Below are 24,629 nucleotides of genomic sequence, written 5' to 3'. Positions count from 1 at the left end.
GCGCCGTCACGGTCCTTGCGGATACCGCATCCAGGCGGTGGCCAGGGGTGCACTCGTGTCGAGGAGAGCCTGACTCCGTCCCTGGACCTCTGTTGGCCGTACGGGCTACGGCCGGGTCTGTGGGATGCCGACGAGACGTAGGGCGCGGCTGCGGGTGGCGGCCTCGGCGCGGGCGACGTCCACGTGCGCGTAGAGGGGGTGGCCACGGCCGTTGAGGCCGACTGCCTTGAGGTGGCCGCGCCGGGCCCAGGAACGGATGGTGATCGGGGTGACGGCGGCGGCGCCGGCAGAGAGGAGGCGGCGCCACTGGGTGGCGTGCTCGGCGGCCTCGGCGGCGGTGTAGAGGGTGGCCACGACTCACCTCCGGGAACGGCGACGGCCCCCTCGTCGAGGGGGCCGTGGTGGTGTGCGGGCGCACGTGTGGCGCTGGCATCAGTGTTGCGCTAAGTGGCGATCATGTCCAGCCGGTTACGTGCGGTCGCCACTCAGGCCGGTAGTCGGGGTGGTCGGCGTACGGGAGGGCGAGGAGGCGCAGCGTGGTGCAGGGAGCAATCCCGGCTGCGCCGCCGCGCTGGCATTCCTGGCAGAACCCGATCGTCGGGTCATCGTCGTACGGCTCGATCGGGTGGGCGCTGAGGATGCGCCGCTTGGCTTCGGTCTCGGCGTGGAACCGCCAGGCGGACATGAGGACGGTGGTGCCTCCCATGGTGCCGACCACGTGCCGAGGAAGCGCGGAGCTGACGGTCTGAGCGTCACCGATGCTGCGCTCGTCGTCGGTGATGCGGGCGTCGAGGAAGGCGAGGAGCTCGGTTGTCATAGCGTCTGTCTCTTCGGCGTGTCCGGGAGCACGGTCTCAGGGGTGGTCGGCTGGTAGGCGTTGACCCGGGGGTGGCTGAGGACCGGGTCGACGGTGACGGGGTAGAGGCCGATGCCCCACGCGAGCCGGTAGCCCTTGGCGACGTGCGCGAGGGCGTGGCGGATGGCCTCCTCGGGCGAGGTGCCGTTGGCGGTGAGGGTGGCGAGGTCGGCCAGGAGCGCCGCGTCGAGGGGCAGGGCGAGGCAGGGCGCGGCCGGTGTCGCGGTGTCGCGCGACGCCGTCGCGGTGGCCTCGGGGGGCGTCGCGGCGGGGAGCGCGACGTCGAGGATCTCCGTCGCGCCTGGTGCGCGAGTGTCCTGGTCGGGGGGCGTCGCGGCGGCGCGCGTCAGGGCCTGGACGTCGCGATAGATGGTGTCTTTGCTGACGCCGAGGTTGTCGGCGATCGCGCGTTGGGTCCATCTGTCGCGGAGCAGTTGCGCGACTTTCTCGCGCCGCGTCGCGACGGCGGCCTCGTCTGTCGCGGTGGTCATGAGGCCTCCTGGGCGAGGTGGTCGTGGGCGGCGATGAGGATGCCGATGCGGGCGAGCGGGGGCATGACGAGGGCGCGGTGGGCGTCGTACTCCTCGCGGGTGAGCAGCTGGCCGCAGGCGGCGCAGTCGATGTAGGTCTCCCAGTCGACGCGGCCGAGCGCGAATGCCTGGCAGGCCGGGCAAGGGGCCTGGAGGGTGTCGCGACGGGGCTCGGTGGTGGTGACGGCCCGGATGCGGCGGATGAGGTCGTCGAGCTCGGCGTGCATGAGCGCGATCCAGCGGGCGCGGACGGCGTGGCCGAGGTGGCGGGCGAGGTAGTCGGCGTACGGGGCGCTGGGGTTGATGGGCGGGAGCATGTGGCCGAGGTCGTCGGCGAGTTGGTCGGCCCAGGCGTGCAGGACGGCGTGGACGGGCTGGCGGTCGCTCTGGTCGCCGGCGGTGTCGCGGACGGGCCCGGGCGCGGCCGGGCCGAGGAGGTTGAGGACGTCGGCGCGTACGGGGAGCGGGGAGTGCGCGCGGCCGGCGCCGCCGAACCCTTGGGCGGGGCGGGTGCCGAGTTCGAGGGAGGCGGTGAGCAGCACGAGTTGGCGGGGGATCTCTGCGAGCCAGCCGCGGATGCGGTGCTCGCACCGGGCGCATGCCGTACGGGGGGGCTCGGCGGTGTGGGTGCAGATCAGGCAGAGGCTCACGGGCTCTCCTGCGGGTCGATGATGAGGCGGAGGGCGACGGCGTGGGGGTGCTCGGCGTGCGGGTCGCCGTGCTGCAGGCGGGCCGAGGCGTCGAGGTCGTCGCACCACGCGAGCACGCGGGCGGTGGCGCTCGACTCGGGCCACTCGACGCGGGCGTCCGGGTAGCCGCGGACGAGGTCGTCGATGGACAGGGCGGCGGTGATCAGGCCGCCGGCGCCGTCCTCGACGACGAGGCAGCGGCCGGAGGGAAACAGGGCGCCGTCGAGGGCCCTGCCCTGGCGGAGATGGAGCCGGAAGCCGACCACGAACGGATCGTTGCTCGGCGGCCTGCGCAGGGCGGTCATGGCGGCGTAGGCGTCCCCGGTGTAGCAGATGCGGTCGTGGGGGTGCGCCAGGACCCATGGGCGGTCGGGGTTGTTCCACTCGTAGATCGCTGCGGCCACGGAGTTGAGCCGGAGCTGCTCCTGCGCGGTGAGGTTCTCGGTGAGGCTGGCGATGGTGGTGTGGGCGGTCTCGGCGTCGCTGGGGTGGGCGGTGTCGTCCTGGCCGAGGGCGGCGGCGTAAGTGGCGCTGGCCTGCTGCTCGGCGGGGCTGCCGGGGGCAAGGATCGCGCGCAGCTTCACGGTGGCCACCGCAACGGCCTCGGCCTCCGAGGTGCCGGCCGTGCGCTGGTCGATGTCGTTGACCCAGGCGGCGCAGACGGCGGCGACCTGGACGAGCTCCGCGCGCAGCCGGGCCGGGTCGGACTCGGCGAGGGCCTCGTAGACCTCCTCGAGGAGGATCAGCGACCAGCGGGGGCCGCCCTCGACGATCGCGGCGTCGAACTGGCAAGCGTCCCGGGCCGTGTTGGCCTTCTCGACGTATCCGGCGCGGCCGGTGCCGTCGGGATGGCGCTGCTCCCCGAACCGGGCGAGCTGCAGCTGGCGTTCGGCGTCGAGGTCGTAGGCGAACCGGCGGAGGCCGGGGGTGTGGATGAGAGTCGGGAACATGGTGCGGTCTCCTGGGGTGGGCGTGGGCGCGCCGTCGCGGGTCACTGGCTGTTCTGCGGAGCGAGGGCCTTGCGGAGGGCCGCCTCGGCCCGCGCGGTACGGCCGGCGGGCGTGGCGAGGTCCGCCCGCAGCGCCCTGGCGCGGTCGGGGGTGAGCTCCAGGGCGTACGGCTCGCGGTCGGGCCCGGAGAGGCAGACGGTGACGGTGTCGTCGTCGCCGTGGAGGACGTCGCCGAGGCCCCAGCGCAGCGGGGTCGGGTCGTCGGCGGTGGTCGGGTCCTGCTCGGTAGCCGATGCGTGGTCGGCGCAGAGGACTCCGGTGAAGACCCCTTCCAGGCAGACCTCGCGGTCGCACTCCTGGTCGCCGAGGATCTGGGCGATGCTGCGCAAGACGGCGGCCGCGGCGGGCCGGGGCAGGTTGCTGCGCGTCTGACCGCCTCCGTCGTTGTCGACGACGAGGATCAGCCGGTGGGTGCGCAGGGACGCGACGGTGATGGCGCTGGGGACGTGGTCCATGGGTGACTCCTGGGGGTGCTGAGCGGTACGGGCGAGGCGGCGGCGGCGCATCCGGGCGGTGCCGAACGGCACGCCCCAGACGGAGCAGCTGGGCGAGCGCAGGAGGCCGGCGCGGTGCGCCCAGTAGCGCCAGCGCTGTCGGGGGATGAGCGAGCGGTGGGCGATGTGGCCGAGGGGGACAGCGGCGGCCAGGACGACGAGGGCGGTGAACGCGGCGGCGAGCACCAGGGCGGCCATCACGCCGTACGGGCGCGGCGCAGGGCGCGGCGTTCCCGCTCGTCCAGGCCGCCCCAGACGCCGTACTCCTCGCCGTTGTCGAGGGCCCAGTTCATGCAGGCCTGCCGGACCGGGCAGCCCGCGCAGGTGGCCTTGGCGTCGTGGGTGGACACCGAGTTGACGCGCTCGGGGAAGAACAGTTCCGGGTCCAACTCGGCGCAGTGGCCGAGGCCGTTAAAGCCGGGGCCGGGGGCGTCGACCTGCTCGTAGCCGTGGGCCAGGGCAGCCAGGGCCATGGTCACGATGAGGGGCAGGACCGGGGAGGTGTGCATGCGGGCGCTCCTAGGCGGCGGGCGTGGCGGGGCGGGCGGGGAAGGGGAGGAGCCCGTGCTGGTAGGCGAGGGCGACGGCGAGGCAGCGGGAGGAGTGGTTGCGCTGACCCGGGCGGGTGGCGTCCAGGGCGGCGTACACGCGGCGCATGTGGCCGATGGCGGTGTTGAGCGGCATGCCGAGGACGTCGGCGATGGCCGTGTTGTCGAGGCCGTCGGCGATGAGGGCGAGGATCTGCAGCTGCTGCTGTGTAAGCGTGATGGGCCCGCGGGGCTCGGGGGCCAGGGCGGCCATCCATCCGGACTGGTATGCGATGGCAAGCAGTTCGGCGGAGTTCGCGGCGCCAGTGCGCCCCAGGAGGCGGGCGATGCGCTGGCGGACGGTGGGCTCGGGGGTGTCCATCTCGGTGGCGATCTCCCGGGCGGTGCGGCCGCGGGCGAGGCCGGCCAGGACGGGCAGATCGTGTTCCCACAGGGCCGGGGACACCTGCGAGAGGCGGCGTACGCCGGCGGGCGTGGGGGCGATGGTCCAGCCGTCGGCGGCCAGGGCCTCGACGGTGGCGCGCCCCAGGATGCTGGCCTCCTCGGTGGTGATGCGGTGGCCGAGGCGGGTGAGGGCCTGGGTGGCGACGACGGCGGCCACGGCGGCCGGGACGCGGGGAGGTTGCTGGGCGGTCACCGTGCCCACCTCTGCCACGGGGCGGGGCGTACGCCGTTGCGCTGCCGGGGGATGCTGCGGCGGGGCTTGGGGCGGGGGCAGGTGGCGTGATGGGGCATGGCGCGCCACTCGGCTCCCTCGAGGGAGGGGCGCTCGGCGGTGAGGACGCGGACGCGGAGGCGGCCGGTGCCGTCGGTGTAGGCGCCGAGGTTGCCCTTGGGGTCGGTGGCGGGGTTGATGGCCTGGCGGGCGCCGGTGGCGGCGGTGGTGGCCCATCGGATGGGCTGGCTGCAGCTGGGGCACGGCGTCGAGCCGTGAGGCGTGGACATCGAGGTCTCCAGGGTCGTGAGTCGGGCGGGGAGCAGCGGGTCAGCCGGTGCCGGCGGTGTGCTCGCGGTCGGCGGCGTCGAGGCAGTCGGGGCAGCCACCGCCGGGGGTGGTGGCGCGGTAGGCGCGGCCGCACTCGCAGGTCCGCAGCGGCGCGAACGGGTCGACCTGGGGCCAGGAGCCCTGAGCGGCCCGTGGGGCGCTGCGGGGGGCCGGAGGGGTCCCGGAGGGCAGCGAGATCATGAACGCGCCTTGCACGGGCACGGAGGGCTGCTCGCGGGCCTGTTGTGCGCGGCGCTCGCATCCGGTGCACACCATCCGGTCGGACCGGATGACGGGCTGGCCGCAGCCGCCCGCGCAGCGGCGGTGCTTCTCGGGCTGCTGCGGGATCTTCGTCTCGCTCGCGGGCCCGCGCACGTCCTGTAGCTGAGGTACAACCCCAGCCATCTCATGGGGTAGTACATGGGTACTTCCTGGGTGGTGGGGGGACTGTGCCCCTACCTCCTCGGGGGACTGTCCCCCTACCTGGGTAGGGGCACTGTCCCCCCACCCCTCCTCGCCGGACCTAGGGGGACAGTCCCCCGAGGTAGGCGCCTGAGAGGTAGGGGGACAGTCCCCCGAGGTAGGCGCCTGAGAGGTAGGGGGACAGTCCCCCGAGGTGTCGGTGTCGGGGGTAGGGGCACTGTCCCCCGACCCTCCGTCCGCCCGGGCGGCCTTGCGGGCGGCGGCGGCCGCACGCTTCTCCTTCTTCTCCTGCTGCGCGATCCACACGAGGCCGGCGGCGCGCTCCCAGTCCGGCGTGGGGCACAGCAGCAGCGCGTACATCACGGCGCGCCCCCGGGTGCGGCCCTGGCCGTGGCCGTCCTCGACGATGGCCAGGACGCCGGCGGCGACGGCCGCGGCGAGGTAGGTGCGGGTGTCCTTGAGATCGCAGCGGGACGCGGCGGAGATCTGGGCGAGGGTGATGGCGGCGCCGTCCCGCTCGTAGCGCAGGCGGCCGTCGGCGGAGGCGAGTTGGCGCACCGCGTACAGGGTGGTGAGGAACCCTCCGGTGAGGGGGCGGGGCAGCTGTGCGGCCCACTGTCGGGCGAGCGCGTTGCCGAAGGCGTGCGCGACGCTGTTGCCGCTCGGCCTGCGCTGCTGCTCGTCGTCCACGGGGTGCCTCTCAGGTTGGTGCGGGTGTGGCAGGGCTGGGCCGGGGCGCGGAGCCCCGGCCGGAGCCCTCAGGAGGCGGTGCGGGAGGCCTTCTTGAGGCGGCGCATGATCGGGCCGGGGATGGCGAGCTGTACGGACGCGACGCTCCAGCGGCGGCGCCGGTCGTCCCGGACGATCCAGCCGCGCGCCTCAAGGAAGGCCAGGGAGCTGCACACCTGCCAGGAGGGCAGCGCGGTGCAGTCGACGAGGCGGCCCAGGCGCGGCTGTGCCTCCTCGGGGATCCGGCCGGTGGCCCACTCGGCATGCGTGGCCAGCGCCAGGGCGACGAGCGTGGTCTGGCTCAGCAGCTCGGAGCCGGTGATCCCGCGCTCCCACAGAGCCCGGTACGGCTCGTCGACGGTCGGGTTGTGGAGGCCGGGCGCGATGAGTGGGTGCTGCGCACGGCGCATGACGTCGGCAGGGGTCGGGATGCTCACGGGCTACTCCTGGGGGTGCGGCTGTGGTTCGTCGGTGCGGGCGTTGAGGTAGTTGCCGGGTGGCCAGCCGGGCCCGGGTGGGGACTCGGGGCGTCCGGCGAGGGCGGCGGGGGTGTGGCGGTCGCAGCGCCAGCCGGTGACGTACAGGCGGGGCCGGCCGAGGCCGTGCGGGCCGGGGAGCTCACACGGCCGGAACGGGCGGCGGGTCATGGCCGGGGGCGGATCGCGCTGCAGTGGTTGCACTGCACCTGGCCGGGACCGGCCGGGTAGTGCGGCGTCTGCAGGTGCCCGCAGCGCGGGGTGTCGCAGGCCACCCACACGTACCGGCGGGGGGTCGGGACTACGCGGTGCAGCCGTACCCGGGGGCGAGGGAAGAAGAGCCGGTGCAGGGCCCGGGCACTGGCCACCGTGAGGCATCCGACGCCGACGGCGGCGGTTGCCGCGCCCAGGAGCAGCAGCACGAGGACGGCCAGGGGGAGCGCGTCACGCATCGCGGCCTCCGATCGCCCGGATCTCGGCCAGCGCCAGCCCGTACGCCTGGCAGGCGCCGGGGCAGTACCAGCGGCCGGGCTCACGGGAGTCGGGCCAGGAGACGCGGACCATGCGGGCCCTCGGCCGCGGGGCGGTGGCGAGCTCGCCGCACCCCGAGACCGGGCAGTCCCGACCGGTCGGCACCGGGGCCGGAGCCGTCGGCGTACCGACGTGGCCGCGGTTCCACGTCTGCTGCGCCGCCGAGGCCCCCGCGCGTTCGGCCCGGCGGGCGCGGTTCTGCGCGTTGAGCGCGTCACGGCACGGCTGGCAGAACGGAACCTTGCGGGTGCGGTGCTGGTTGTAGCCGCGGGGCGTGCCGTGCTCGATCGTGTCGACGGGCGGCGCCTCGACGGGCGTCTCGACGACGATCGGCGCGGCCGCTCCGGCCACGTGGGCGGCGCGGGCTTTCGCCCTCGACGTCTGCAGCGCGGCCCAGGCGGCGCGGCGCTCACGGTGGACGTCGTTACGGCGGTAGCGGCTCCCTTCGTGGCTGGTGCACAGCCGTCCGGCGGCCGACCCGCAGGCCGGACAGGCGACGGAGACCTGCGGGAGGGTGAGGGCGGGGGCTTGCATCACGCGTCGGCCTCCGGGTCGTAGGAGGCCTCGGCGACGACGGCCGTGACGGTGTAGCCGGTGGACGTCCGCTGGTCGCCGATCCGCACGTCCAGCTCGCACACCTCGGGCTCGTCCTCGTCGACCGCCCACTCGAAGAACAGGGCGACGGCCGCCGGGTGCTCGTCGCTGACGAGGTCCTCACAGTGCGCCCGGGCGGCCTCGGGGGTGACGTACAGGCCGACCGGGAACGGCGAGTGCTCGTACGCGGCCCGGTAGACCGTGACGGCACCGGCGGGCACGGCGGACACCGACTCGACGGCGACGAGGGCGAGCGTGGCGTGGACCTGCGCCTCGGCGAGGATGGCCTCGCGCACCCCACCGCCGGTTCCTCCAGCCATGCGGGTCAGGTCCTGCAGGAGGCGCTCGGCCTCGTGGTAGTGCTCGGGGCCGGTCATCCGTGCAGCTCCATCTCAGTGCGGCGGGTGGTGGTCGGGCGCTCGCGGCGCCACTGGACGGTCATGTAGCGCGAGCCGTCGCGAGACGCCCGCGTCTGGACCTGAACGTTGATGTCGGCCGGCATCACCAGGCCCGGCACGTGCGCGAACTCCATGCGCTCGGTTCCGCGCAGGTGCTCGCCGCTCCAGGTGTCGGGGAGCCAGCCGCCGAGCTGGCGGTAGACGTGCCCGTAGTAGTCCGGCTCCAGGTCCTCCACGACCGGACCGATCAGCGGAACCAGTCCGTACGCGGTGAACCGGACCTCGGCCCGGGTGGCGCGGTGCGGTGCGGCTGCGTGGGTGGACCCGCGGGCGTTACCCGTGTCCTTCCCTCGGGTCGCCGCGTCGGCGAGCAGCTGCTCGCGCTCGGCCAGGAGGTCCCGGATGTCCCGGTCCAACTGGCCGATGGTGCGGTACGTGTTCTGGCCCGCGAGGATCTCGGCGAGTCGCTCGGGCGTGATGAGGTTCGTCACCGGTGCTTCCCCTTCGGCTTCGCTGAGCGGCGGACATCGGCGGTGAGGGCGGCCCGGACGGCGAGGACGCCGAGGACCCAGACGAGGGCTGCGGCGGCGGCGATCACGCGGCGGCCTCCTCGTCCACGGCCGTGAGCGGGCCGCCGGTGGCCTCGACGAGCCCGGTCTCCTCCGCACGCACCCACATCGGGCACGTGTCGACGTCGACGGCCTCCGGGACGTAGAGCTGCTCACCGGCGGCGTTCCGGCCGGCGGTGAGCCAGCGCGAGCCGTCGGCGGCCTGGACGAGGCGGGAGGGTTCGGTCTCGGGCGGGAGTTGGGTACGGTGTGCCACGGTTCCTCGATTCGTGGTTGAGGTGCCGAAGACGGGGCGCCGAGGCCATGGCCCGGCCTCGGACGACCCCGGTGGATCAGGAAGCGCGCGCGCCCTTGGGGCGGATCTGCGCGAGGGACCGGGGCGCTGCGTCGGCGGCGGCGGCGCGAGGCCGACGCCGGTGCAGTTCCTTGATCTCGGTCAGGTCCGCATCGTCGAAGACGACGGCGGCGCCGATCTTCTGGTGGGGCAGCCGAGCCAGGTTGTCTGTGAGGTACCGCTCCGCGCAGCCGAGGAGCTCGGCCGCCTCGGGGACCCTGTAGTTCCGGGGGAAGCTCATCGGCCGGTCCTCTTCTTCATCGAGAGGTCCCTGTCCGTCGCTCGCAGCTCGCTCTTGAGGGCGGCGTACAGCCGGGCCGAGGGCTGGTTCCGCCCGCGTTCCACGTTGTAGATCGCCCACTTCGTGCAGCCCGCGGCCTCCGCGATAGCGACAACGGACTTGCCACGCTTCTCGCGGAGGCGGCGGACCTTTCGGCCGTCAACCTGGAGGCTCAACATGACTCCAACATACTCCAACGTTGGAGTTGGTCAAGCTCATATCGTTGCGACCTTGTCCAAGGTTGGCGAATCTGGGGTCCAACGTGGCACCAGGTTGCGGAATCGCGTCAACCAGTCGCGGTGGTGTCGTGAAATCCGGCCACGTGGCCGGGACGCCATTGGAGGACTTTGGAGTCTGGCTGTAGCTTGGCCGCATGACGGAGGCTGGGTACGGAGCCAAGGAGCTCGCAACACTCGGCGGCACGGTGGAGCGCTTCATTGCCGAGCATGCGCTGCAGTTCACCGAGGTCGCGGAGCGCGGTGGCTTTTCCATTGAGACCCTGGCCAAGATCCGCAGGGGGGTGCGCGTCAGTTCCGTCACGTATCGGAAGCTGGAGCGCGCTCTCGGCTGGGCCGCGGGAAGTGTGGCGGCAGCGGCCGCCGGCGGTGAGCCGACCGTTGAGACTGCCCCGCCGTCACCGGCGTCGGTGCCGGCCGAGGAGCCGCTCGACCCTCAGGCAGCCGCGATTCTCACGATCCTGGACGGCCTGCCCGTGCGCGTTCAGGCCGAAGTCCTCCGCCGGTTGGGCGATCGCATCCCGCCCGAAGCTCGACGCACAGCCTGACCGTCCCTATCTGGCCCTTGCGGCCGCTTGTGGTGCCCGACCTGCGGTGTTCTCCTCCGTGTTCCCGCGGGAACACGGAGGAGAGTCCAGACGGGCCCGGACGGGTGCGAACGGGCGAGGACGGGTTAGAACGTAGAGGTCAGCGCATCGCCGCAGGTCAGATAGGTTCTCGGAACAGGTTCGAGTCCGGTTCCGGGCACCACCCGGGCCCCAGGTGTCACGCCTGTGGCCCGGCGGAGCCCCTCACTCACCGAGTGGCCCCCCTCGCACCCCGCGACGACCCGCTCGAAGATCGAAAACGTACGGGAAAAGATCCTCCCCGAGCACTAGAGAGTTTCTTTTGCCTACGCATTACTCTTGACGCGAGGCCGCGCGCATGCGGCACGCCATGGAGGAGTGAGATGAGGAGCAGCAACCCGGTCTTCTCGCGACGGGGGTTCAGCCGCGACAACGGCACCGCGGGCTTCAACGGCCAGCAGCCGCAGGCCGGGGGCCCCGCCGTCGGGACCAACCCGTACGCCGCCGGCAACCCGTACGCCGAGGGCGCGACGAACCCGTACGCCACCAACCCGTACGCCCCGCAGGACACGCAGCTCGGCGCCCCGCAGCAGGCCCGCGGCAACGTGATGACGATCGACGACGTCGTGAGCCGCACGGCCATGACGCTCGGTACGGTCGTGCTCACCGCCGTCCTGTCCTGGCTGCTCCTGCCGGTCGACTCCGCCAACCTGGGCAAGTCCTACGGCATCGCCATCGGCGCCGCCCTGGTCGCCCTGGTGCTGTCGCTCGTGCAGTCCTTCAAGCGCAAGCCGTCGCCGGCGCTCATCCTGGGCTACGCGGCCTTCGAGGGCGTCTTCCTCGGTGTCATCTCGGCCGCCGTCTCGACGTACATCGCCGACGGCGTGGTCATCCAGGCGGTCCTCGGCACGATGGCGGTCTTCGCCGGCGTGCTGGTCGCCTACAAGATGGGCTGGATCCGGGTCAACCGGCGCTTCTACGGCTTCGTGATGGCCGCCGCGATGGGCTTCATGCTCCTCATGGTGACCAACCTGCTGTTCGCCGTGTTCGCCGGCGGTGACGGCCTCGGCTTCCGCAGCGGTGGCCTCGGCATCCTCTTCGGTGTCATCGGCATCATCCTGGGTGCCTGCTTCCTCGCCCTCGACTTCAAGCAGGTCGAGGACGGCATCACCTACGGTGCCCCGCGCGAGGAGGCCTGGCTGGCCGCCTTCGGCCTCACCATGACCCTGGTGTGGATCTACCTGGAGATGCTGCGTCTGCTGTCGATCCTGCAGGGCGACGACTGACGCGTCCCGACTCGGGGGGAAGGGCCCGTCCGGCTTCGTGCCGGGCGGGCCCTTCCGCGTTCCCGGTCGGGACGGGGGCGGTGCGCGGACCCTCCCCGTCGGACGAGGTGGTGCTCGGACCTCAGAGCAGTCTCCGGGCGGCCCGCCGCAGGTCGTACTCGTGCAGGATCGCCTTCGCGTGGCCGTACGCCAGCTCGTGCGCTCCGCGGAGCCAGCTGACCCGCTCCTCGAATCGGAGGAGGGAGGGCCCCTCCTCGACGGTGCGCATCCAGTCGGCGATCTCACGACCGGTACGGCCCGGGATGCGGGCCAGCATGTTGCGGTGGGTCTCTTCGGAGAATGTGTGGGACATCGGCGCCTCCGGACGCGTCGTACCGTGTGCTCCTCGTACTCCTGGCACTTCTTCACGTCACCGTGCCCAAGTGTTCGCCCGTTGGCAAGAGGCCCGGGGCGGCGCGTAGGGTCGCGGGGTGCGCGATACGAGTGAACTGACCGCCGCCGTCGAACGCCTCGCCGACCGGCTGCGGGCGGCCCCGCAGAGCCGCCTCCAGCGCGGTGCGGCGGCCGAGGGACTTGCCCTCGCCCGCGAGCTCGCGGTGCGCGCCCAGCGCGCCGAGGATCCGGAGGCGGAGCCGAGGCAGATGCCGGACGCGGGGGTCTTCACCGTGGCCGACCAGCTGGTCGTCGCCGGGAACGATCTGGCCGAGATCCTGCGAACGGCCCCGGCCGACTCCCGCGAGGGGGAACTGGCAGAGGCCGTGGAAATGGTCCGTGGGGCGGCGGAGCGCTCGGGGCTGTAGCGCCGGCGGAGCGCTCGGGCCGGGGCGCGCCCGGTACGGGGGCGCGGTGCCGGTCGGGCGGTGGAACCCGCCCCGTGCGTTCAGAGCGCCGCGAGGGGCGCGAAATCAAAGGGACGCGATGACGCGGTCCGCCAGGATGTAGACGTTCTCGTCGTCCGCCTCGCCGTACGAGAAGGTGAGGGCGAAGGCGCCGGAGACGCCCGAGCCGCCGAGCAGCACCGGCGTGCGGCCGGAGCGCAGGGCCTCCGCGAGGCGCTCCGCGGTCTCCCGGTGCCCCGGGGTCATACAGAGCGTCGTGCCGTCCGCGAAGACGTACACGTCGAGCGTGCCCAGCGGGCCCGGACGCACGTCGGTCAGGGCGGTGGCGGTGTCGGCCAGCTCCTCGAGGCGGGCCACCGTCCGCTCGTGGTCGGTGACCACGGGGGTCTGCACCGGCACGAAGTCCGGGTGCGAGGGGTGCCGGCGGCGGGCCGCGGCCAGCTCGGCCGAGTCCTCCGGGTACTCCTCGAAGGCGTCGATCGCGTCGAGCGCGTCCAGGGCGTCGGGGCCGTCGAGCGCGGCGGCCTCCGCCTCCATGGCCTCCAGGGCCATCGCCTCCAGGCCCACGAAGTCGGCCTGGCGCGGGACGAAGAACGTGCCGTCGTCGACCGGGCCGCCGAGGCCGCCCAGCAGGGACGGGGCGTCGGCCGCGTCCCGGGCCTCCTGCGCGGCCCAGAAGGCCCGCGCCTCGGCGAGCTCGCGCTCGCGCTCCTCGGCCAGCGCCTCCGCGACCGCGGCCCGTATCTCGGCGGCGGGCGTGGCACGGGCCGCGGGAACGGTGACGCCGTGCCCGGCGGCCAGTTCGCTCCGCAGGGCCGTGACCTGCTTGCGGAGACCGTGGACGGCGTGCAGGGCGGCAGCGCCCACGGCCGTGGCAGCGGCCGTGGTCAGCAGCAGGGCAAGAGGCATGGCGCTCACTGACGTACTCCCGATTCCGAGTCGATCCCCCGACTTCCTACATCAGCTTGTCCTGGGGTGGGGCTCGCTGTCAGTGCATTACGTCACGAATTGGACAGGTATTTCTGCCAGGTGTTTAGTCCCGAAACCGCTCTGACCTGGGAAAACGAACTCCCCCGGGACGTAGGTCACATCCTGGGGGAGATTCGGTCACGGCTCGGACGCGGAGCGGTTGGAGTCCTCGGTAAGGGGAGACGCGCCCCGGCGCACTCCCCATCCCGCGGCAGGCGCCCGGCCCCGGGGGTCCGGTCCTACGACAGGCGCTCGATCACCATGGCCATGCCCTGGCCGCCGCCGACGCACATGGTCTCCAGGCCGAACTGCTTGTCGTGGAACTGGAGGCTGTTGATCAGCGTGCCGGTGATCCGGGCGCCGGTCATGCCGAAGGGGTGGCCGACGGCGATGGCGCCACCGTTGACGTTCACCTTGTCCAGGTCCAGGCCCAGGTCCTGGTAGGACGGGATGACCTGGGCCGCGAAGGCCTCGTTGATCTCGGCCAGGTCGATGTCGCCGATGGTCAGACCGGCACGCTTGAGGGCCTGCTTCGACGCCTCGACCGGGCCGAGGCCCATGATCTCGGGGGAGAGGCCGGAGACGCCGGTGGAGACGATGCGGGCGAGCGGGGTCAGGCCGAGCTCGCGGGCCTTCGTGTCCGACATGATGACGAGCGCGGCGGCGCCGTCGTTCAGCGGGCAGCAGTTGGCGGCGGTGACCAGGCCGTCGGGGCGGAAGACCGGCTTGAGGCCCTGGACGCCCTCCAGGGTGACGCCGGCGCGCGGGCCGTCGTCCGCGGAGACCACGGTGCCGTCCGGGAGCGTCACCGGGGTGATCTCGCGCTCCCAGAAGCCGTTCTTGATGGCCTGCTCGGCGAGGTTCTGCGAGCGGACGCCGAACTCGTCCATCTCCTGGCGGCTGATGCCCTTGAGGCGGGCCAGGTTCTCCGCGGTCTGGCCCATGGCGATGTACGCGTCCGGGATGACGCCGTCCTCGCGCGGGTCGTGCCACGTGGAGCCCTCGGAGGCGGCGACCTCTGCGGTACGGGCCTCGGCCTCGGCGAAGAAGGGGTTGTGCGTGTCGGGCAGGGAGTCCGAGTTGCCCTTCACGAAGCGGGACACCATCTCGACACCGGCCGAGATGAAGACGTCGCCCTCGCCGGCCTTGATCGCGTGCAGCGCCATGCGGGAGGTCTGCAGCGAGGAGGAGCAGTAGCGGGTGATCGTGCAGCCCGGCAGGTGGTCCATGCCCATCTGCACGGCCACGATGCGGCCCAGGTTGTTGCCCTGCTCGCCGCCGGGCAGGCCGCAGCCCAGCATCAGGTCGTCGATGTCGCGCGGGTCGAGTTCCGGCACCTTGGCCAGGGCGGCCTTGACGATGGTCGCGGTGAGGTCGTCCGGCCGCAGGTCCTTGAGGGAGCCCTTGAAGGCCCGGCCGATGGGCGAGCGGGCGGTCGAGACGATCACGGCTTCGGGCATCACGGCTCCATGAGGGTGCGGAGTGGGCGGACTGAAAGGGAAGTTACCCGTACGTACCGCATGGGGTCACCGGGCTGGGCATGTGATGCGGACCTCTTTTCTAAGCGAGCGCTCAGTTGGTGGGGGCGGGTGTCTCCGCGGCCCCCTCCCCGCGCGCCTCGGGCGACGCCTCCGCCGCGACCGGCAGGCGCCGCCTGCGGCGGTGCTTCAGCAGGGCCCAGGGCGCGCGGGCTCCCGTGACCTCCGTGCCCGCCTCCTTCGCCGCCTCCGCCGCCGCCTTCGCGACCGGCAGCATGTTCTCCCGCCGCGCCGGTTCGAGGCGGTCCGTCTCCGGCCACACCCCCAGGACCGCGCACATCGTCGGCAGCACGGCCATCGCCGCCGTCGCGTACCCCTCCGCGGAGGGGTGGAAGTTGTCCACGCCGAACATCTCGCGCGGGTTCGCCGCGAACTCGGGCCCGAGCAGGTCGCCCAGCGACACCGTCCGGCCGCCCTGCTCGACCACCACGATCGTCTGCGCCGCCGCCAGCTGCCGGGAGGCGCGTCGGGCCAGCCAGCGCAGCGGCTGGTAGACCGGCTCGATCGTCCCGAGGTCCGGGCAGGTCCCGACGACCACCTCCGCGCCGGCCGTCCGCAGCCGCCGGACCGCCGACGCCAGGAGCCGTACCGACTCCGTCGGCGACATCCGGTGCGTCACGTCGTTGGCGCCGATCATGATCACGCAGACGTCCGGCGGCCCGAGCGGCTGGGCCAGCAGCAGCGACACCTGGCGCTCCAGGTCGTCCGAGCGGGCGCCGGAGAGCGCCACGTTCCGCAGCACCACCGGCCGCTCCGCCACCGCCGCGAGCCCCGAGGCGAGCAGCGCGCCCGGCGTCTGGCCGGAGCGGCGCACCCCCTGCCCCGCCGCCGTGGAATCACCCAGAAGGGCCAGTCGCAGGGGGTCGTCCGTGCCGAACGCGCGGCCGTAGAGGCCGTCCGCCCCCGGTGGCAGGGGGGCCGCTCCGCCGCCCACCGTCCGCTTCGCGATCTGCATCTCGGCCAGCAGGACGCCCACCGCCGCCACACCCAGCAGTCCGATGCTCCCGCCGCCGTACGCCGCACCCGCCGCGATCCGCCGCGCCACCCTCGCCCTCGACATGGGGCCGTCACCTCCTTCAAGCCGTTCAGGGTCTAACTGCCCCGTAACCCGCTCCGACTACGCATACGCTGGCCACACCATTACGGAGACCCCGGAGATTACGGTGCAATTCCACGACTCGATGATCAGCCTCGTCGGCAACACCCCGCTGGTGAAGCTCAACAGCGTCACAGCGGGCATTCAGGCGACCGTTCTGGCCAAGGTCGAGTACTTCAACCCCGGAGGCTCGGTCAAGGACCGGATCGCCCTGCGGATGATCGAGGCCGCCGAGCAGAGCGGCGAGCTCAAGCCCGGCGGAACCATCGTCGAGCCCACGTCCGGCAACACCGGCGTCGGCCTGGCGATCGTGGCGCAGACGAAGGGCTACAAGTGCATCTTCGTCTGCCCCGACAAGGTGTCCCTCGACAAGATCAACGTACTGCGGGCGTACGGCGCCGAGGTCGTCGTCTGCCCCACCGCGGTCGACCCGGAGCACCCCGACTCGTACTACAACGTCTCGGACCGCCTGGTCCGTGAGACGCCCGGTGCCTGGAAGCCCGACCAGTACTCCAACCCGAACAACCCGCGCTCCCACTACGAGACCACCGGTCCCGAGCTCTGGGAGCAGACGGAGGGGAAGATCACCCACTTCGTCGCGGGCGTCGGCACCGGCGGCACGATCTCCGGCACCGGCAACTACCTCAAGGAGGCCAGCGGCGGCTCCGTGCAGGTCATCGGCGCCGACCCGGAGGGCTCGGTCTACTCGGGCGGCTCGGGCCGCCCCTACCTGGTCGAGGGCGTCGGCGAGGACTTCTGGCCGACCGCGTACGACCGGAACGTCACGGACCGGATCGTCGCCGTGTCCGACAAGGACTCGTTCCAGATGACCCGCCGCCTCGCCAAGGAGGAGGGCCTCCTCGTCGGCGGTTCCTGCGGCATGGCCGTCGTGGCCGCGCTCGAGGTCGCCAAGGAGCTCGGCCCGGACGACGTCGTCGTCGTCCTGCTGCCGGACTCCGGCCGCGGCTACATGTCGAAGATCTTCAGCGACGAGTGGATGGCCGACTACGGCTTCCTGGAGGACACCTCCACGGCCACCGTCGCCGACGTCCTGCGCCACAAGGAGGGCGGCACCATGCCCTCCCTCGTCCACATGCACCCGGACGAGACCGTCGGCCAGGCCATCGAGGTGCTCCGCGAGTACGGCGTCTCCCAGATGCCCATCGTGAAGCCCGGCGCCGGCCACCCCGACGTGATGGCCGCCGAGGTCGTCGGCTCGGTCGTCGAGCGCGAGCTGCTCGACGCGCTGTTCAAGCAGAGCGCCTCCCTGGAGGACCCGCTGGAGCGCCACATGAGCGCGCCGCTGCCGCAGGTCGGCTCCGGCGAGCCGGTCGCCGACCTGATGTCCGTCCTCGGCGAGGCCGCCGACGCGGCGATCGTCCTGGTCGAGGGCAAGCCGACCGGCGTCGTCAGCCGCCAGGACCTGCTGGCCTTCCTGGCCAACGGCGGCGCGAAGTAGTTCCCGGGGCCGGGGCCCGCGGGTGCTGCGGGCGCGTTCGCGCAATCGGTACGAGCGCGACACGTACGCGCAGCACCCGCTTAACACGCGTCCGGCACATTGGTGGTTGTCGGCGTCACGGACTTCCGGAGCGGCTCCCGGACTCCTGACGACGCCGCGGACGCGGAGGCCGGCCCTGACCCGGGCCCGTGTCCTCGCGGGGACCGCCGTCGTCCCGCCCCCCGTTTCGGGGGTGCGGCGGTCCCCGCGCCGACTTCTCCCAGCGGCTTCTCCTTCGCGCTTCTCTCCTGAGCACCCCTCTGCATATCCTTATGCAGAGCCCTTGGCGGGTGAATGGGCGAGAGAGAGGGGGCGGCGGCATGAGCGACAGCCCGGCCGGTCGGCTGCAGGCGCTCTTCGAGGGGCACCGGCTGACGCCGACGCAGCGGCGGATCGCGCACTGCATGGTGCGGCGCGCCGGTGACGTGCCCTTCCTGTCCAGCGTCGAGCTCGCCGAGCTCGCCGGGGTCAGCCAGCCCTCCGTCACCCGCTTCGCCGTCGCCCTCGGATTCGACGGGTACCCGGCGCTCCGCCGCCATCTGCGCGAGGTCGCACCCCCCGAGCCCGACGCGGCCGAGAAGGAGGGCGAGGCGCTCAACGAGTACCAGCAGGCCGTCCTCGCCGAGATCGAGAACCTCAGGCACCTCGCAGGACTCCTCGCCGACCCGGCGCCCGTCGAGCGGGCCGGCCGGCTGCTCGCCCGCTCCCGCCCGCTGCCGGTGCTCGGTCTGCGGGCCGCCTCCTCGCAGGCGCGCGGCTTCGCCTACTTCGCCGCCAAGGTGCACCCGGACGTCCGGCTCCTGGACGAGGCCGGCTCCATGCTCACGGACCGCGTCGACGCCGCCGTACGCGCCGGTGCCACGGCCCTGCTGTGCTTCGCGCTGCCCCGGCACCCGCGGGAGGTCGTCGAGGCCCTGGAGTACGCGCGGGCGGCCGGGCTCGCGGTCGTGACCGTCGCCGAGTCGGCGTTCGCGCCCGTCGCCGCCCACAGCGACCTGCTCATCCCGGCCGCCGTCGGCACCGGGCTCGCCTTCGACACCGCCTGTGCGCCGATGATGCTCGGCCGGGTCCTCCTGGAGGCCATGGCCGACGAGCTCCCGGACGCGCAGGCGCGCCTGGAGGAGTTCGACACGAAGGCGGCCGCGCGGGGCCTGTTCGTCGAATAGGCCCCGCGCCCGCGAAGCCGGGTCAGACGTCCAGCTCGGCCTCGATCTTCTTCAGCTGGTGGCGGGCCATCGCCAGGTTCGCCCGCTCCTTGTCGAGCGCGAGGTACAGGAACAGGCCGCTCTTGCCCTGCCCCTTGAGCAGCCGGATCATGTGGTACTGCCGGCCGAGGGTGATCAGGATGTCCTCGATCTCCTCGCCGAGGCCGAGCATCTCCATCGTCCGGACCTTGGCCCGGACGACGTCGGTGTTGCCGGCCGCCGCCATGTTGAGGTCGAGCTCCTTGCCGCCGCCGATCGTGCCGAGTGCCATGCCGCTCGTGTAGTCGACGAGGGCCGCGCCGATGGCGCCTTCGATGGAGGCCGCTTCCTTGAGTGAGGTCTCGGTGTTCGCCATGGGTGTCGCACTTCCTTCTCGTGTACGTGCTTCTCGTGTACGTGTCTTCTCAGCGGTGTTCGTGGTCCGTGGTGCGCGTTGCGTGGTGCCTGTCGTGCGTGGTGCGGTGCGTCAGTTCAGGTCTCTGCGCTCCAGCGCGCCGTCGACGAGTTCGCCGATGCGGACGCTGGATCTGCGGGCCTCCAGGTGGAGCCGTCCGACGTTGATCCGGGGCTCGGCGAGCAGCGTCAGGACGGCCGAGCCGCCCGCCGCGTACGTCGCCACGTAGCCGTTCTCGCCGCGCACCAGCAGCTCCCGGAACCGGCCCTGGCCGGTGCTGTCGGTCAGCCGCTGGCCGACGCCGAGCGCCGCCGCGGTCAGCGCGGCCACGCTCTCCGCCTCGCCGTCCACGGTGTCGTGGGCCAGGACGAGCCCGTCGGCACTGGCCGCGAGCGCTCCGGTCAGCTGGGGCAGCCGGGCCCGCAGCCGTCTGAGCTCGCCGAGTACCTCGGCTTCTGCCGTCATGAGCTGTTTCCTTTCGGCGCGCAGGCGCAGGGCACGCCTCATCACAGGTGTGCCTCCAGGGCGTCACGGAGCCGGCGCAGCAGGGCGATGTCGGGATCGGCCACCGGCAGGGCCGGTAAGAGGACGGGCAAGGGCGGTGGCGGTGGTGCGGGGGCGGGGTCGAGCGGCGTCTCGACGAGGCCGGCGGCCGCGAGCCGCCGGATGTCGAGGAGGGTGTGGAAGGCGGGGCGGCCGAGCGCCAGGGCCAGTTCGGCCGGGGTCAGCCGCCCGTCGGCGGCGGCGAGCAGGGCCCGCTGGCGCGCCCCCACGGTCTGGCCGGGGGCGGCGCGGCGCGGCACGACCGGGGAGGTGTCCACGGCGGCGTACGGCCAGACGGCGTCGAGCAGTTCGCGGCGGCGCACCGTCTCGCGCTCCACGGCCTCGGCGGACACCGGCCGCACCGTTCCGAACCAGTGCCCGACCCCGTACCGGAAGCGGGTCGGGCCGCTGGTGGGGGAGAGGGCGAAGAAGGCCGCGTCGAAGACGGCGCCGAGGTGGCAGATCTCCAGCTCGCCGTCGTGGAGCCGGCCGCTGTCGACGAGGAAGCGGCCCACGGCGCGGTGGGCGCCGGCCCGGTCGACGGCCTCGTCCCAACCCTCGCGGGGCAGCCGTCCGCCGGTGGTGAGGAGGACGTCGACGCCGGGGGCGGCGGGGCTCTCGGCGTGCACGACGCGGCCGTCGACGAGGTAGAGCGTGCCGTGGTCGCGGAGCAGGGCGCCGGTGGCCTTCTCCGCGGCCAGCCGGACCAGCATCGGGGAGACGGGGGTGGCGACGGCGGTCGCTCCGGGCGCGCTCATCCCAGGACCAGCCGCTCGGCGAGGTCGCGGAGGCGTATTCGCGCGAGGGCGAGGTTGCCGGCGTCGCGGTCGAGCCAGAGGTGGAGGAAGACGCTGCTGTCGAAGGTCGTCTCGACGAAGCGCAGGACGTGGAAGCCGGCGCGGGTGGTGACGATCAGGTCCTCGACGGGCGGTTCGTCGCCGGGGTCCTCGCCCGCGGCTGCGAACGAGTCGAACTCGGCGGCGGCGCGGGCGAGTTCGGCGGTCTCGGCGGCGGTCGTCTCATGGTCGCCGACCGGTGACTCGCCCGCCGTCCCGAGGGCGAGCCCGCTGGTCCAGTCGACCAGGGAGGCTCCGCGAGCGCCCGGCAGGGCCATGGCCTCCAGAAGGCACTCGTCGATTCCGGGCACGCGGATTCCCCTCCCGATGCAGCGTGCGGACGTGCGGCAGTGACGGTGACGTTACTGAACGCAGCGGCCTCAGGGAGGTGTTCTGGCATTTTCCATCGGAACATGCCAGGACTCGGCGACAATGGGGTCCGGATGTGTGTCAGGTCGACCGTCAGGTCTTCGATTCCACCGCGTTCGCGATCTCGGACAGGTCCTTCGTGAGCGCCTTGGCGACCGCCTTCGCGCCGAAGCGGGCCATCAGCCGCCCCAGGAAGCCCTGTCGGCGGCCGCGGGAGGGGCGGGCGGAGAAGGTCATCCGCAGGGTGGTCGCCCCGGTCCCGTCGGGCGTGAGGGTGATCTCGGAGACGTAGTGCATGCCGTGCGAGTCGGCGACCGTGACGTACCGGTCGGGCGGCTCGCACTCCGTCACCAGCATCTCCTCGGTGGCCTCCTTGCCGAGCATCCGCCGGGTCTCGCGCCAGCGGGTGCCCACGGCGAAGCCGCCCTCGGTGAGCACCTCGACCCGTTCGACGCCCGAGAGGACGCGGGGCATGTCCGGGAGGTCGGTGATCGACTCCCAGACCCGCCCGGGGGAGGCGTCGACCCGCCGCTCGACGACGACGGTCGTGGTGTTCGCGCCGGTTCCCGTTCCAGTCATGGCTTCATCGAAACCGCGACGCACGGCCCGCGCTACCCGACGAGGGCGTCGGCGAGCGCCCCGCCCGACTCGGCGACGATCTCCGCGAGCGTCTGGGGCTTCCGCACGGTCGTGAAGGCGACCACCCCGGCGCCGCCCGCGTCGTCGCTCCCGCTCCCGGCGCCGCCCGCGTCGCCGCCCGCGCCGCCGTTCCCGCTCCCGGCGCCGCCCCCGGTCACCGTGAAGCCGTGGATGCCCGGCCGGGGCAGGCTGTTGTACGCGTAGTGGTGGGCGAAGTAGTACGCGCCGGTGTCCGGCACGGCGACCACGTCGCCCTGGTGCAGCAGCGGCAGCGCCCGGCCGGTGGCGAGCAGGTCCCCGGCGAAGCAGGCGGGGCCCGCCACGTCCTGGACGGTGACCTCCCCGGTGCGGGGCCGGCCCTCGGAGTCGTAGGCGAGGACGCGCAGCGGCCAGGCGTCGGGGGCGTAGACCGTCCGGGTGGCCAGCTGCACGCCCGCGTGGGTGACGGCGATGGGGCGGCCGCCGGAGGTCTTCGTGTACTCCACCCGGGCGAGGACCGTGCCGTGCTTGGCGAGCAGTGAGCGGCCGAACTCGGTCACCAGGCCGTAGCGGCCGTCGAAGAGCCCGGGGACGGTGTCGGCGAGCAGCCGGGCGTACTCCGCGTACGTCGGCGTCTCCTCGTCGGAGTGGAAGTCGACCGGCAGGCCGCCCCCGATGTCGAGGGTGTCGATCTGCTGACGGCCGGCCGCGTGGTTGATGTCCTCGGCCAGCGCGTACGCCTCGCCGACGCCTTCGGCCATCAGGGCGAGCGGGACGCCCTGGGAGCCGGTGTGGGTGTGCAGCCGGGTCAGCCAGGGGCGCTCCAGGCAGGCCTGGACGACGGCCTTGCGGGCGCCCTCGTCGCGGAGCGCCACGCCGAACTTGGAGGTGGCGGTCGCGGTCGAGAGGGCACCGATGGAACCGGCTCCGACCTGCGGGTTCACCCGGATGCCGAGCGGTGAGGCGGTGGGTGCGGAGGCGACGAGCGCGTCGAGCCTGGCCAGCTCCTGGAGGTTGTCGGCGTTGACGGCGATGCCGAGCGCGAGGGCCTGGCGCAGCTCGGCGGGGGTCTTGGCGGGGGAGTCGAGCACCGTGTCGGCGGGCGGGACCCCGGCGGCGCGCGCGAGGGCCAGCTCGCCGGGGCTCGCGACCTCGACACCGAGTCCGGCCTCGCGCAGGAGGCGCAGCACCGGGACGAGCGGGCAGGCCTTGACGGCGAAGGCGTGCAGGACGGGCGCGTCGGTGACGGCGGCGAACGCGCTGGTCAGGGCGGCGGCGGAGGCGCGGATGCCGGCGGTGTCGAGGAGGGCGACGACCGGTTCGGCGGCGGAGAGGAGTCCTTGGTCGACGGCGGCGCGGACGGCGAGATCGCGGCGGGAGGAGGCCATGGATCCATCCCATCACCGGGACGTGCCGCCCCGCAGCTGTTGACTACAACTATTCAAGACGCCAGGATGTGAATATCTGAACGACATTCGAGGAGGCACCGCCATGTCAGGACCCCGCCCCGTACGGGCCCCGCGCGGTACGGAACTGAGCGCCCTGGGATGGCAGCAGGAAGCCGCCCTCCGGATGCTCCAGAACAACCTCGACCCCGAGGTCGCCGAGCACCCCGACAAGCTCGTCGTCTACGGCGGCACCGGCAAGGCCGCCCGCGACTGGCGCTCCTTCGACGCCATGGTCCGCACGCTCCGGACGCTGAAGCAGGACGAGACGATGCTCGTCCAGTCCGGCCGCCCCGTCGGCGTCATGCAGACCCACGAGTGGGCCCCGCGCGTCCTCATCGCCAACTCCAACCTGGTCGGCGACTGGGCCAACTGGGAGGAGTTCCGGCGCCTGGAGCAGCTCGGCCTCACCATGTACGGCCAGATGACCGCCGGGTCCTGGATCTACATCGGCACCCAGGGCATCCTCCAGGGCACGTACGAGACCTTCGCCGCCGTCGCCGCGAAGAAGTTCGGCGGCACCCTGGCCGGCACGATCACCCTCACCGCCGGCCTCGGCGGCATGGGCGGCGCCCAGCCCCTCGCCGTGACGATGAACGACGGCGTCGCGATCTGTATCGACGTCGACCCGCGCGCCATCGAGCGCCGCATCGAGCACCGCTACCTGGACGTGAAGGCCGACAACCTCGCCCACGCGCTCCAGCTGGCCACGGAGGCCCGCGACGCCCGCCGCCCGCTCTCCATCGGCCTCCTCGGCAACGCCGCCGAGCTGCTCCCGCAGATGCTCGCCGAGGGCGCCCCGATCGACATCGTGACGGACCAGACCTCCGCCCACGACCCGCTGTCCTACCTCCCGGTCGGCGTGGCCTTCGACGACATGGCCGACGCCGCCGCCAAGGACCCGGCCGGGTTCACGGTGCGCGCCCGCGAGTCGATGGCCCGCCACGTCGAGGCCATGGTCGGCTTCATGGACGCCGGCGCCGAGGTCTTCGACTACGGCAACTCGATCCGCGGCGAGGCCCAGCTGGCCGGCTACGACCGCGCGTTCGCCTTCCCCGGCTTCGTCCCGGCCTACATCCGCCCGCTGTTCTGCGAGGGCAAGGGCCCGTTCCGCTGGGCCGCCCTGTCCGGCGAGGCCTCCGACATCCACAAGACGGACAAGGCGATCCTCGACCTCTTCCCGGAGAACGAGTCCCTGCACCGCTGGATCAAGATGGCCGGCGAGCGCGTCCACTTCCAGGGCCTGCCCGCCCGCATCTGCTGGCTCGGCCAGGGCGAGCGCGACAAGGCCGGCGACATGTTCAACGACATGGTCGGCAACGGCACCCTCGCCGCGCCCCTCGCGATCGGCCGCGACCACCTCGACTGCGGCTCGGTGGCCTCCCCGTACCGCGAGACCGAGGCCATGCTCGACGGCTCCGACGCCATCGCCGACTGGCCGCTCCTCAACGCCATGGTGAACGTCGCCTCCGGCGCCTCCTGGGTCTCGATCCACCACGGCGGCGGCGTCGGCATGGGCCGCTCCATCCACGCCGGCCAGGTCTCGGTGGCCGACGGCACGAAGCTCGCGGGCGAGAAGATCCGCCGCGTCCTGACGAACGACCCCGGCATGGGCGTCATCCGCCACGTCGACGCGGGCTACGACATCGCGGAGCGGGTCGCCGACGAGAAGGGCGTCCGCGTCCCGATGCGCGAGGGCGACCAGGACGCCGAGGGTGACTCCGCGTGAGCGCGAGCTTCGACGC

Annotated in this window: 35 protein-coding genes; 6 read left to right on the top strand and 29 right to left on the bottom strand. The window is 73.0% G+C overall.

Features of this window, described 5'->3' with window-relative positions:
• Positions 1–105 precede the first annotated feature (105 nt).
• The 19 genes from AMK27_RS31155 to AMK27_RS31065 form a co-directional block, all read right to left on the bottom strand.
• Complete coding sequence (locus AMK27_RS31155) at positions 106–354, bottom strand: MerR family transcriptional regulator (RefSeq protein ID WP_073915779.1); 249 nt, start codon at positions 352–354, stop codon at positions 106–108.
• Between the two features lie 100 nt (positions 355–454).
• Positions 455–817 carry a DUF6221 family protein gene (locus AMK27_RS31150; RefSeq protein WP_073915776.1) on the bottom strand — a complete coding sequence of 121 codons (363 nt, stop codon included), beginning with the start codon at positions 815–817 and terminating at the stop codon, positions 455–457.
• On the bottom strand, positions 814–1,347 hold the full coding sequence (locus AMK27_RS31145; RefSeq protein ID WP_073915773.1) for an HTH domain-containing protein: 534 nt from the start codon (positions 1,345–1,347) through the stop codon (positions 814–816). The genes AMK27_RS31150 and AMK27_RS31145 overlap by 4 nt, the downstream gene beginning before the upstream one ends.
• A complete protein-coding gene (locus AMK27_RS31140; protein WP_073915770.1) occupies positions 1,344–2,036 on the bottom strand; it encodes a hypothetical protein in 693 nt (230 codons plus the stop codon). Before AMK27_RS31140 ends, AMK27_RS31145 begins: the two co-directional genes overlap by 4 nt.
• Positions 2,033–3,025, bottom strand: a complete 993-nt coding sequence (locus AMK27_RS31135; RefSeq protein ID WP_073915767.1) for a hypothetical protein — start codon at positions 3,023–3,025, stop codon at positions 2,033–2,035. Before AMK27_RS31135 ends, AMK27_RS31140 begins: the two co-directional genes overlap by 4 nt.
• Before the next feature lie 41 nt (positions 3,026–3,066).
• On the bottom strand, positions 3,067–3,777 hold the full coding sequence (locus AMK27_RS31130; protein WP_073915764.1) for a hypothetical protein: 711 nt from the start codon (positions 3,775–3,777) through the stop codon (positions 3,067–3,069).
• Positions 3,777–4,088, bottom strand: a complete 312-nt coding sequence (locus tag AMK27_RS31125; RefSeq protein ID WP_274535754.1) for a WhiB family transcriptional regulator — start codon at positions 4,086–4,088, stop codon at positions 3,777–3,779. The genes AMK27_RS31130 and AMK27_RS31125 overlap by 1 nt, the downstream gene beginning before the upstream one ends.
• A 10-nt stretch (positions 4,089–4,098) precedes the next feature.
• Positions 4,099–4,764 carry a LuxR C-terminal-related transcriptional regulator gene (locus AMK27_RS31120; protein WP_073915761.1) on the bottom strand — a complete coding sequence of 222 codons (666 nt, stop codon included), beginning with the start codon at positions 4,762–4,764 and terminating at the stop codon, positions 4,099–4,101.
• On the bottom strand, positions 4,761–5,072 hold the full coding sequence (locus tag AMK27_RS31115) for a hypothetical protein (protein WP_073915758.1): 312 nt from the start codon (positions 5,070–5,072) through the stop codon (positions 4,761–4,763). Before AMK27_RS31115 ends, AMK27_RS31120 begins: the two co-directional genes overlap by 4 nt.
• A 40-nt stretch (positions 5,073–5,112) precedes the next feature.
• The gene (locus AMK27_RS31110; RefSeq protein ID WP_073915755.1) at positions 5,113–6,225 is read right to left on the bottom strand and encodes a hypothetical protein; all 1,113 of its coding nucleotides are present in this window, start codon (positions 6,223–6,225) and stop codon (positions 5,113–5,115) included.
• Between the two features lie 68 nt (positions 6,226–6,293).
• Positions 6,294–6,701 (bottom strand): hypothetical protein, encoded by a 408-nt coding sequence (locus AMK27_RS31105; RefSeq protein WP_073915752.1) that lies wholly within the window; start codon positions 6,699–6,701, stop codon positions 6,294–6,296.
• A 3-nt stretch (positions 6,702–6,704) separates the two neighbouring features.
• Positions 6,705–6,911 carry a hypothetical protein gene (locus AMK27_RS31100; protein ID WP_073915749.1) on the bottom strand — a complete coding sequence of 69 codons (207 nt, stop codon included), beginning with the start codon at positions 6,909–6,911 and terminating at the stop codon, positions 6,705–6,707.
• A complete protein-coding gene (locus AMK27_RS31095; protein ID WP_073915746.1) occupies positions 6,908–7,192 on the bottom strand; it encodes a hypothetical protein in 285 nt (94 codons plus the stop codon). The genes AMK27_RS31100 and AMK27_RS31095 overlap by 4 nt, the downstream gene beginning before the upstream one ends.
• The gene (locus AMK27_RS31090) at positions 7,185–7,805 is read right to left on the bottom strand and encodes a zinc finger domain-containing protein (protein WP_073915743.1); all 621 of its coding nucleotides are present in this window, start codon (positions 7,803–7,805) and stop codon (positions 7,185–7,187) included. Before AMK27_RS31090 ends, AMK27_RS31095 begins: the two co-directional genes overlap by 8 nt.
• Complete coding sequence (locus tag AMK27_RS31085; RefSeq protein WP_073915739.1) at positions 7,805–8,242, bottom strand: hypothetical protein; 438 nt, start codon at positions 8,240–8,242, stop codon at positions 7,805–7,807. The genes AMK27_RS31090 and AMK27_RS31085 overlap by 1 nt, the downstream gene beginning before the upstream one ends.
• A complete protein-coding gene (locus AMK27_RS31080; protein WP_073915735.1) occupies positions 8,239–8,754 on the bottom strand; it encodes a hypothetical protein in 516 nt (171 codons plus the stop codon). The genes AMK27_RS31085 and AMK27_RS31080 overlap by 4 nt, the downstream gene beginning before the upstream one ends.
• 103 nt (positions 8,755–8,857) lie before the next feature.
• Positions 8,858–9,088 carry a hypothetical protein gene (locus tag AMK27_RS31075; protein ID WP_073915732.1) on the bottom strand — a complete coding sequence of 77 codons (231 nt, stop codon included), beginning with the start codon at positions 9,086–9,088 and terminating at the stop codon, positions 8,858–8,860.
• Between the two features lie 76 nt (positions 9,089–9,164).
• On the bottom strand, positions 9,165–9,407 hold the full coding sequence (locus AMK27_RS31070) for a hypothetical protein (RefSeq protein WP_073915728.1): 243 nt from the start codon (positions 9,405–9,407) through the stop codon (positions 9,165–9,167).
• Positions 9,404–9,625, bottom strand: coding sequence for a helix-turn-helix transcriptional regulator (locus tag AMK27_RS31065; protein WP_073915724.1), 222 nt, complete (start codon positions 9,623–9,625; stop codon positions 9,404–9,406). Before AMK27_RS31065 ends, AMK27_RS31070 begins: the two co-directional genes overlap by 4 nt.
• Before the next feature lie 194 nt (positions 9,626–9,819).
• Here AMK27_RS31065 and AMK27_RS31060 point away from each other — a divergent pair, with 194 nt between their 5' ends.
• The gene (locus tag AMK27_RS31060; protein ID WP_073915720.1) at positions 9,820–10,230 is read left to right on the top strand and encodes a hypothetical protein; all 411 of its coding nucleotides are present in this window, start codon (positions 9,820–9,822) and stop codon (positions 10,228–10,230) included.
• A gap of 401 nt (positions 10,231–10,631) precedes the next feature.
• Positions 10,632–11,534 (top strand): Bax inhibitor-1/YccA family protein, encoded by a 903-nt coding sequence (locus AMK27_RS31055; protein ID WP_073915716.1) that lies wholly within the window; start codon positions 10,632–10,634, stop codon positions 11,532–11,534.
• Positions 11,535–11,655: 121 nt separating this feature from the next.
• Here AMK27_RS31055 and AMK27_RS31050 read toward each other — a convergent pair whose 3' ends face one another.
• Positions 11,656–11,886 (bottom strand): DUF4287 domain-containing protein, encoded by a 231-nt coding sequence (locus AMK27_RS31050; protein ID WP_030315254.1) that lies wholly within the window; start codon positions 11,884–11,886, stop codon positions 11,656–11,658.
• A 118-nt stretch (positions 11,887–12,004) separates the two neighbouring features.
• Here AMK27_RS31050 and AMK27_RS31045 point away from each other — a divergent pair, with 118 nt between their 5' ends.
• Positions 12,005–12,334, top strand: a complete 330-nt coding sequence (locus tag AMK27_RS31045) for a hypothetical protein (protein WP_073915712.1) — start codon at positions 12,005–12,007, stop codon at positions 12,332–12,334.
• A gap of 105 nt (positions 12,335–12,439) precedes the next feature.
• On the opposite strand, the gene AMK27_RS31040 is transcribed toward AMK27_RS31045, so the two are convergent.
• The 3 genes from AMK27_RS31040 to AMK27_RS31030 form a co-directional block, all read right to left on the bottom strand.
• Positions 12,440–13,282 carry a hypothetical protein gene (locus AMK27_RS31040; RefSeq protein WP_445194885.1) on the bottom strand — a complete coding sequence of 281 codons (843 nt, stop codon included), beginning with the start codon at positions 13,280–13,282 and terminating at the stop codon, positions 12,440–12,442.
• 299 nt (positions 13,283–13,581) lie between these two features.
• The gene (locus tag AMK27_RS31035; RefSeq protein WP_073915705.1) at positions 13,582–14,802 is read right to left on the bottom strand and encodes an acetyl-CoA C-acetyltransferase; all 1,221 of its coding nucleotides are present in this window, start codon (positions 14,800–14,802) and stop codon (positions 13,582–13,584) included.
• A gap of 112 nt (positions 14,803–14,914) precedes the next feature.
• Positions 14,915–15,925, bottom strand: coding sequence for an SGNH/GDSL hydrolase family protein (locus AMK27_RS31030; RefSeq protein WP_073915701.1), 1,011 nt, complete (start codon positions 15,923–15,925; stop codon positions 14,915–14,917).
• Positions 15,926–16,043: 118 nt separating this feature from the next.
• Between AMK27_RS31030 and AMK27_RS31025 the strand changes: the two genes are divergently transcribed.
• Positions 16,044–17,435, top strand: a complete 1,392-nt coding sequence (locus AMK27_RS31025) for a cystathionine beta-synthase (protein ID WP_073915697.1) — start codon at positions 16,044–16,046, stop codon at positions 17,433–17,435.
• Between the two features lie 359 nt (positions 17,436–17,794).
• Positions 17,795–18,640: a MurR/RpiR family transcriptional regulator gene (locus AMK27_RS31020; RefSeq protein ID WP_073915693.1), complete on the top strand. Its 846-nt coding sequence runs from the start codon at positions 17,795–17,797 to the stop codon at positions 18,638–18,640.
• Between the two features lie 22 nt (positions 18,641–18,662).
• Here the strand turns inward: AMK27_RS31020 and AMK27_RS31015 are convergent, their stop codons facing one another.
• The 6 genes from AMK27_RS31015 to AMK27_RS30990 all read right to left on the bottom strand — a co-directional run bounded on the left by AMK27_RS31015 (position 18,663) and on the right by AMK27_RS30990 (position 22,827).
• Positions 18,663–19,034, bottom strand: coding sequence for a hypothetical protein (locus AMK27_RS31015; protein WP_073915689.1), 372 nt, complete (start codon positions 19,032–19,034; stop codon positions 18,663–18,665).
• Between the two features lie 111 nt (positions 19,035–19,145).
• Entirely contained in the window at positions 19,146–19,538 is a 393-nt protein-coding gene (locus AMK27_RS31010) for a roadblock/LC7 domain-containing protein (RefSeq protein WP_030315243.1), read from the bottom strand.
• Positions 19,539–19,579: 41 nt separating this feature from the next.
• Positions 19,580–20,374, bottom strand: a complete 795-nt coding sequence (locus tag AMK27_RS31005) for a hypothetical protein (RefSeq protein WP_073915682.1) — start codon at positions 20,372–20,374, stop codon at positions 19,580–19,582.
• Complete coding sequence (locus tag AMK27_RS31000) at positions 20,371–20,763, bottom strand: hypothetical protein (RefSeq protein WP_073915680.1); 393 nt, start codon at positions 20,761–20,763, stop codon at positions 20,371–20,373. Before AMK27_RS31000 ends, AMK27_RS31005 begins: the two co-directional genes overlap by 4 nt.
• 151 nt (positions 20,764–20,914) lie before the next feature.
• The gene (locus AMK27_RS30995; protein ID WP_073915676.1) at positions 20,915–21,400 is read right to left on the bottom strand and encodes an SRPBCC family protein; all 486 of its coding nucleotides are present in this window, start codon (positions 21,398–21,400) and stop codon (positions 20,915–20,917) included.
• A gap of 32 nt (positions 21,401–21,432) precedes the next feature.
• Positions 21,433–22,827: a diaminopimelate decarboxylase gene (locus AMK27_RS30990; RefSeq protein WP_073915673.1), complete on the bottom strand. Its 1,395-nt coding sequence runs from the start codon at positions 22,825–22,827 to the stop codon at positions 21,433–21,435.
• Between the two features lie 103 nt (positions 22,828–22,930).
• Between AMK27_RS30990 and hutU the strand changes: the two genes are divergently transcribed.
• Positions 22,931–24,613 carry a urocanate hydratase gene (gene hutU / locus AMK27_RS30985; protein WP_073915670.1) on the top strand — a complete coding sequence of 561 codons (1,683 nt, stop codon included), beginning with the start codon at positions 22,931–22,933 and terminating at the stop codon, positions 24,611–24,613.
• The last annotated feature ends 16 nt before the right edge of the window (positions 24,614–24,629 follow it).

It is taken from the genome of Streptomyces sp. CB02009 (assembly GCF_001905825.1).
GTDB lineage: Bacteria > Actinomycetota > Actinomycetes > Streptomycetales > Streptomycetaceae > Streptomyces.
Note: the sequence above shows the minus strand (reverse complement) of the source record. Positions and strands in the feature narration are given on the sequence as shown.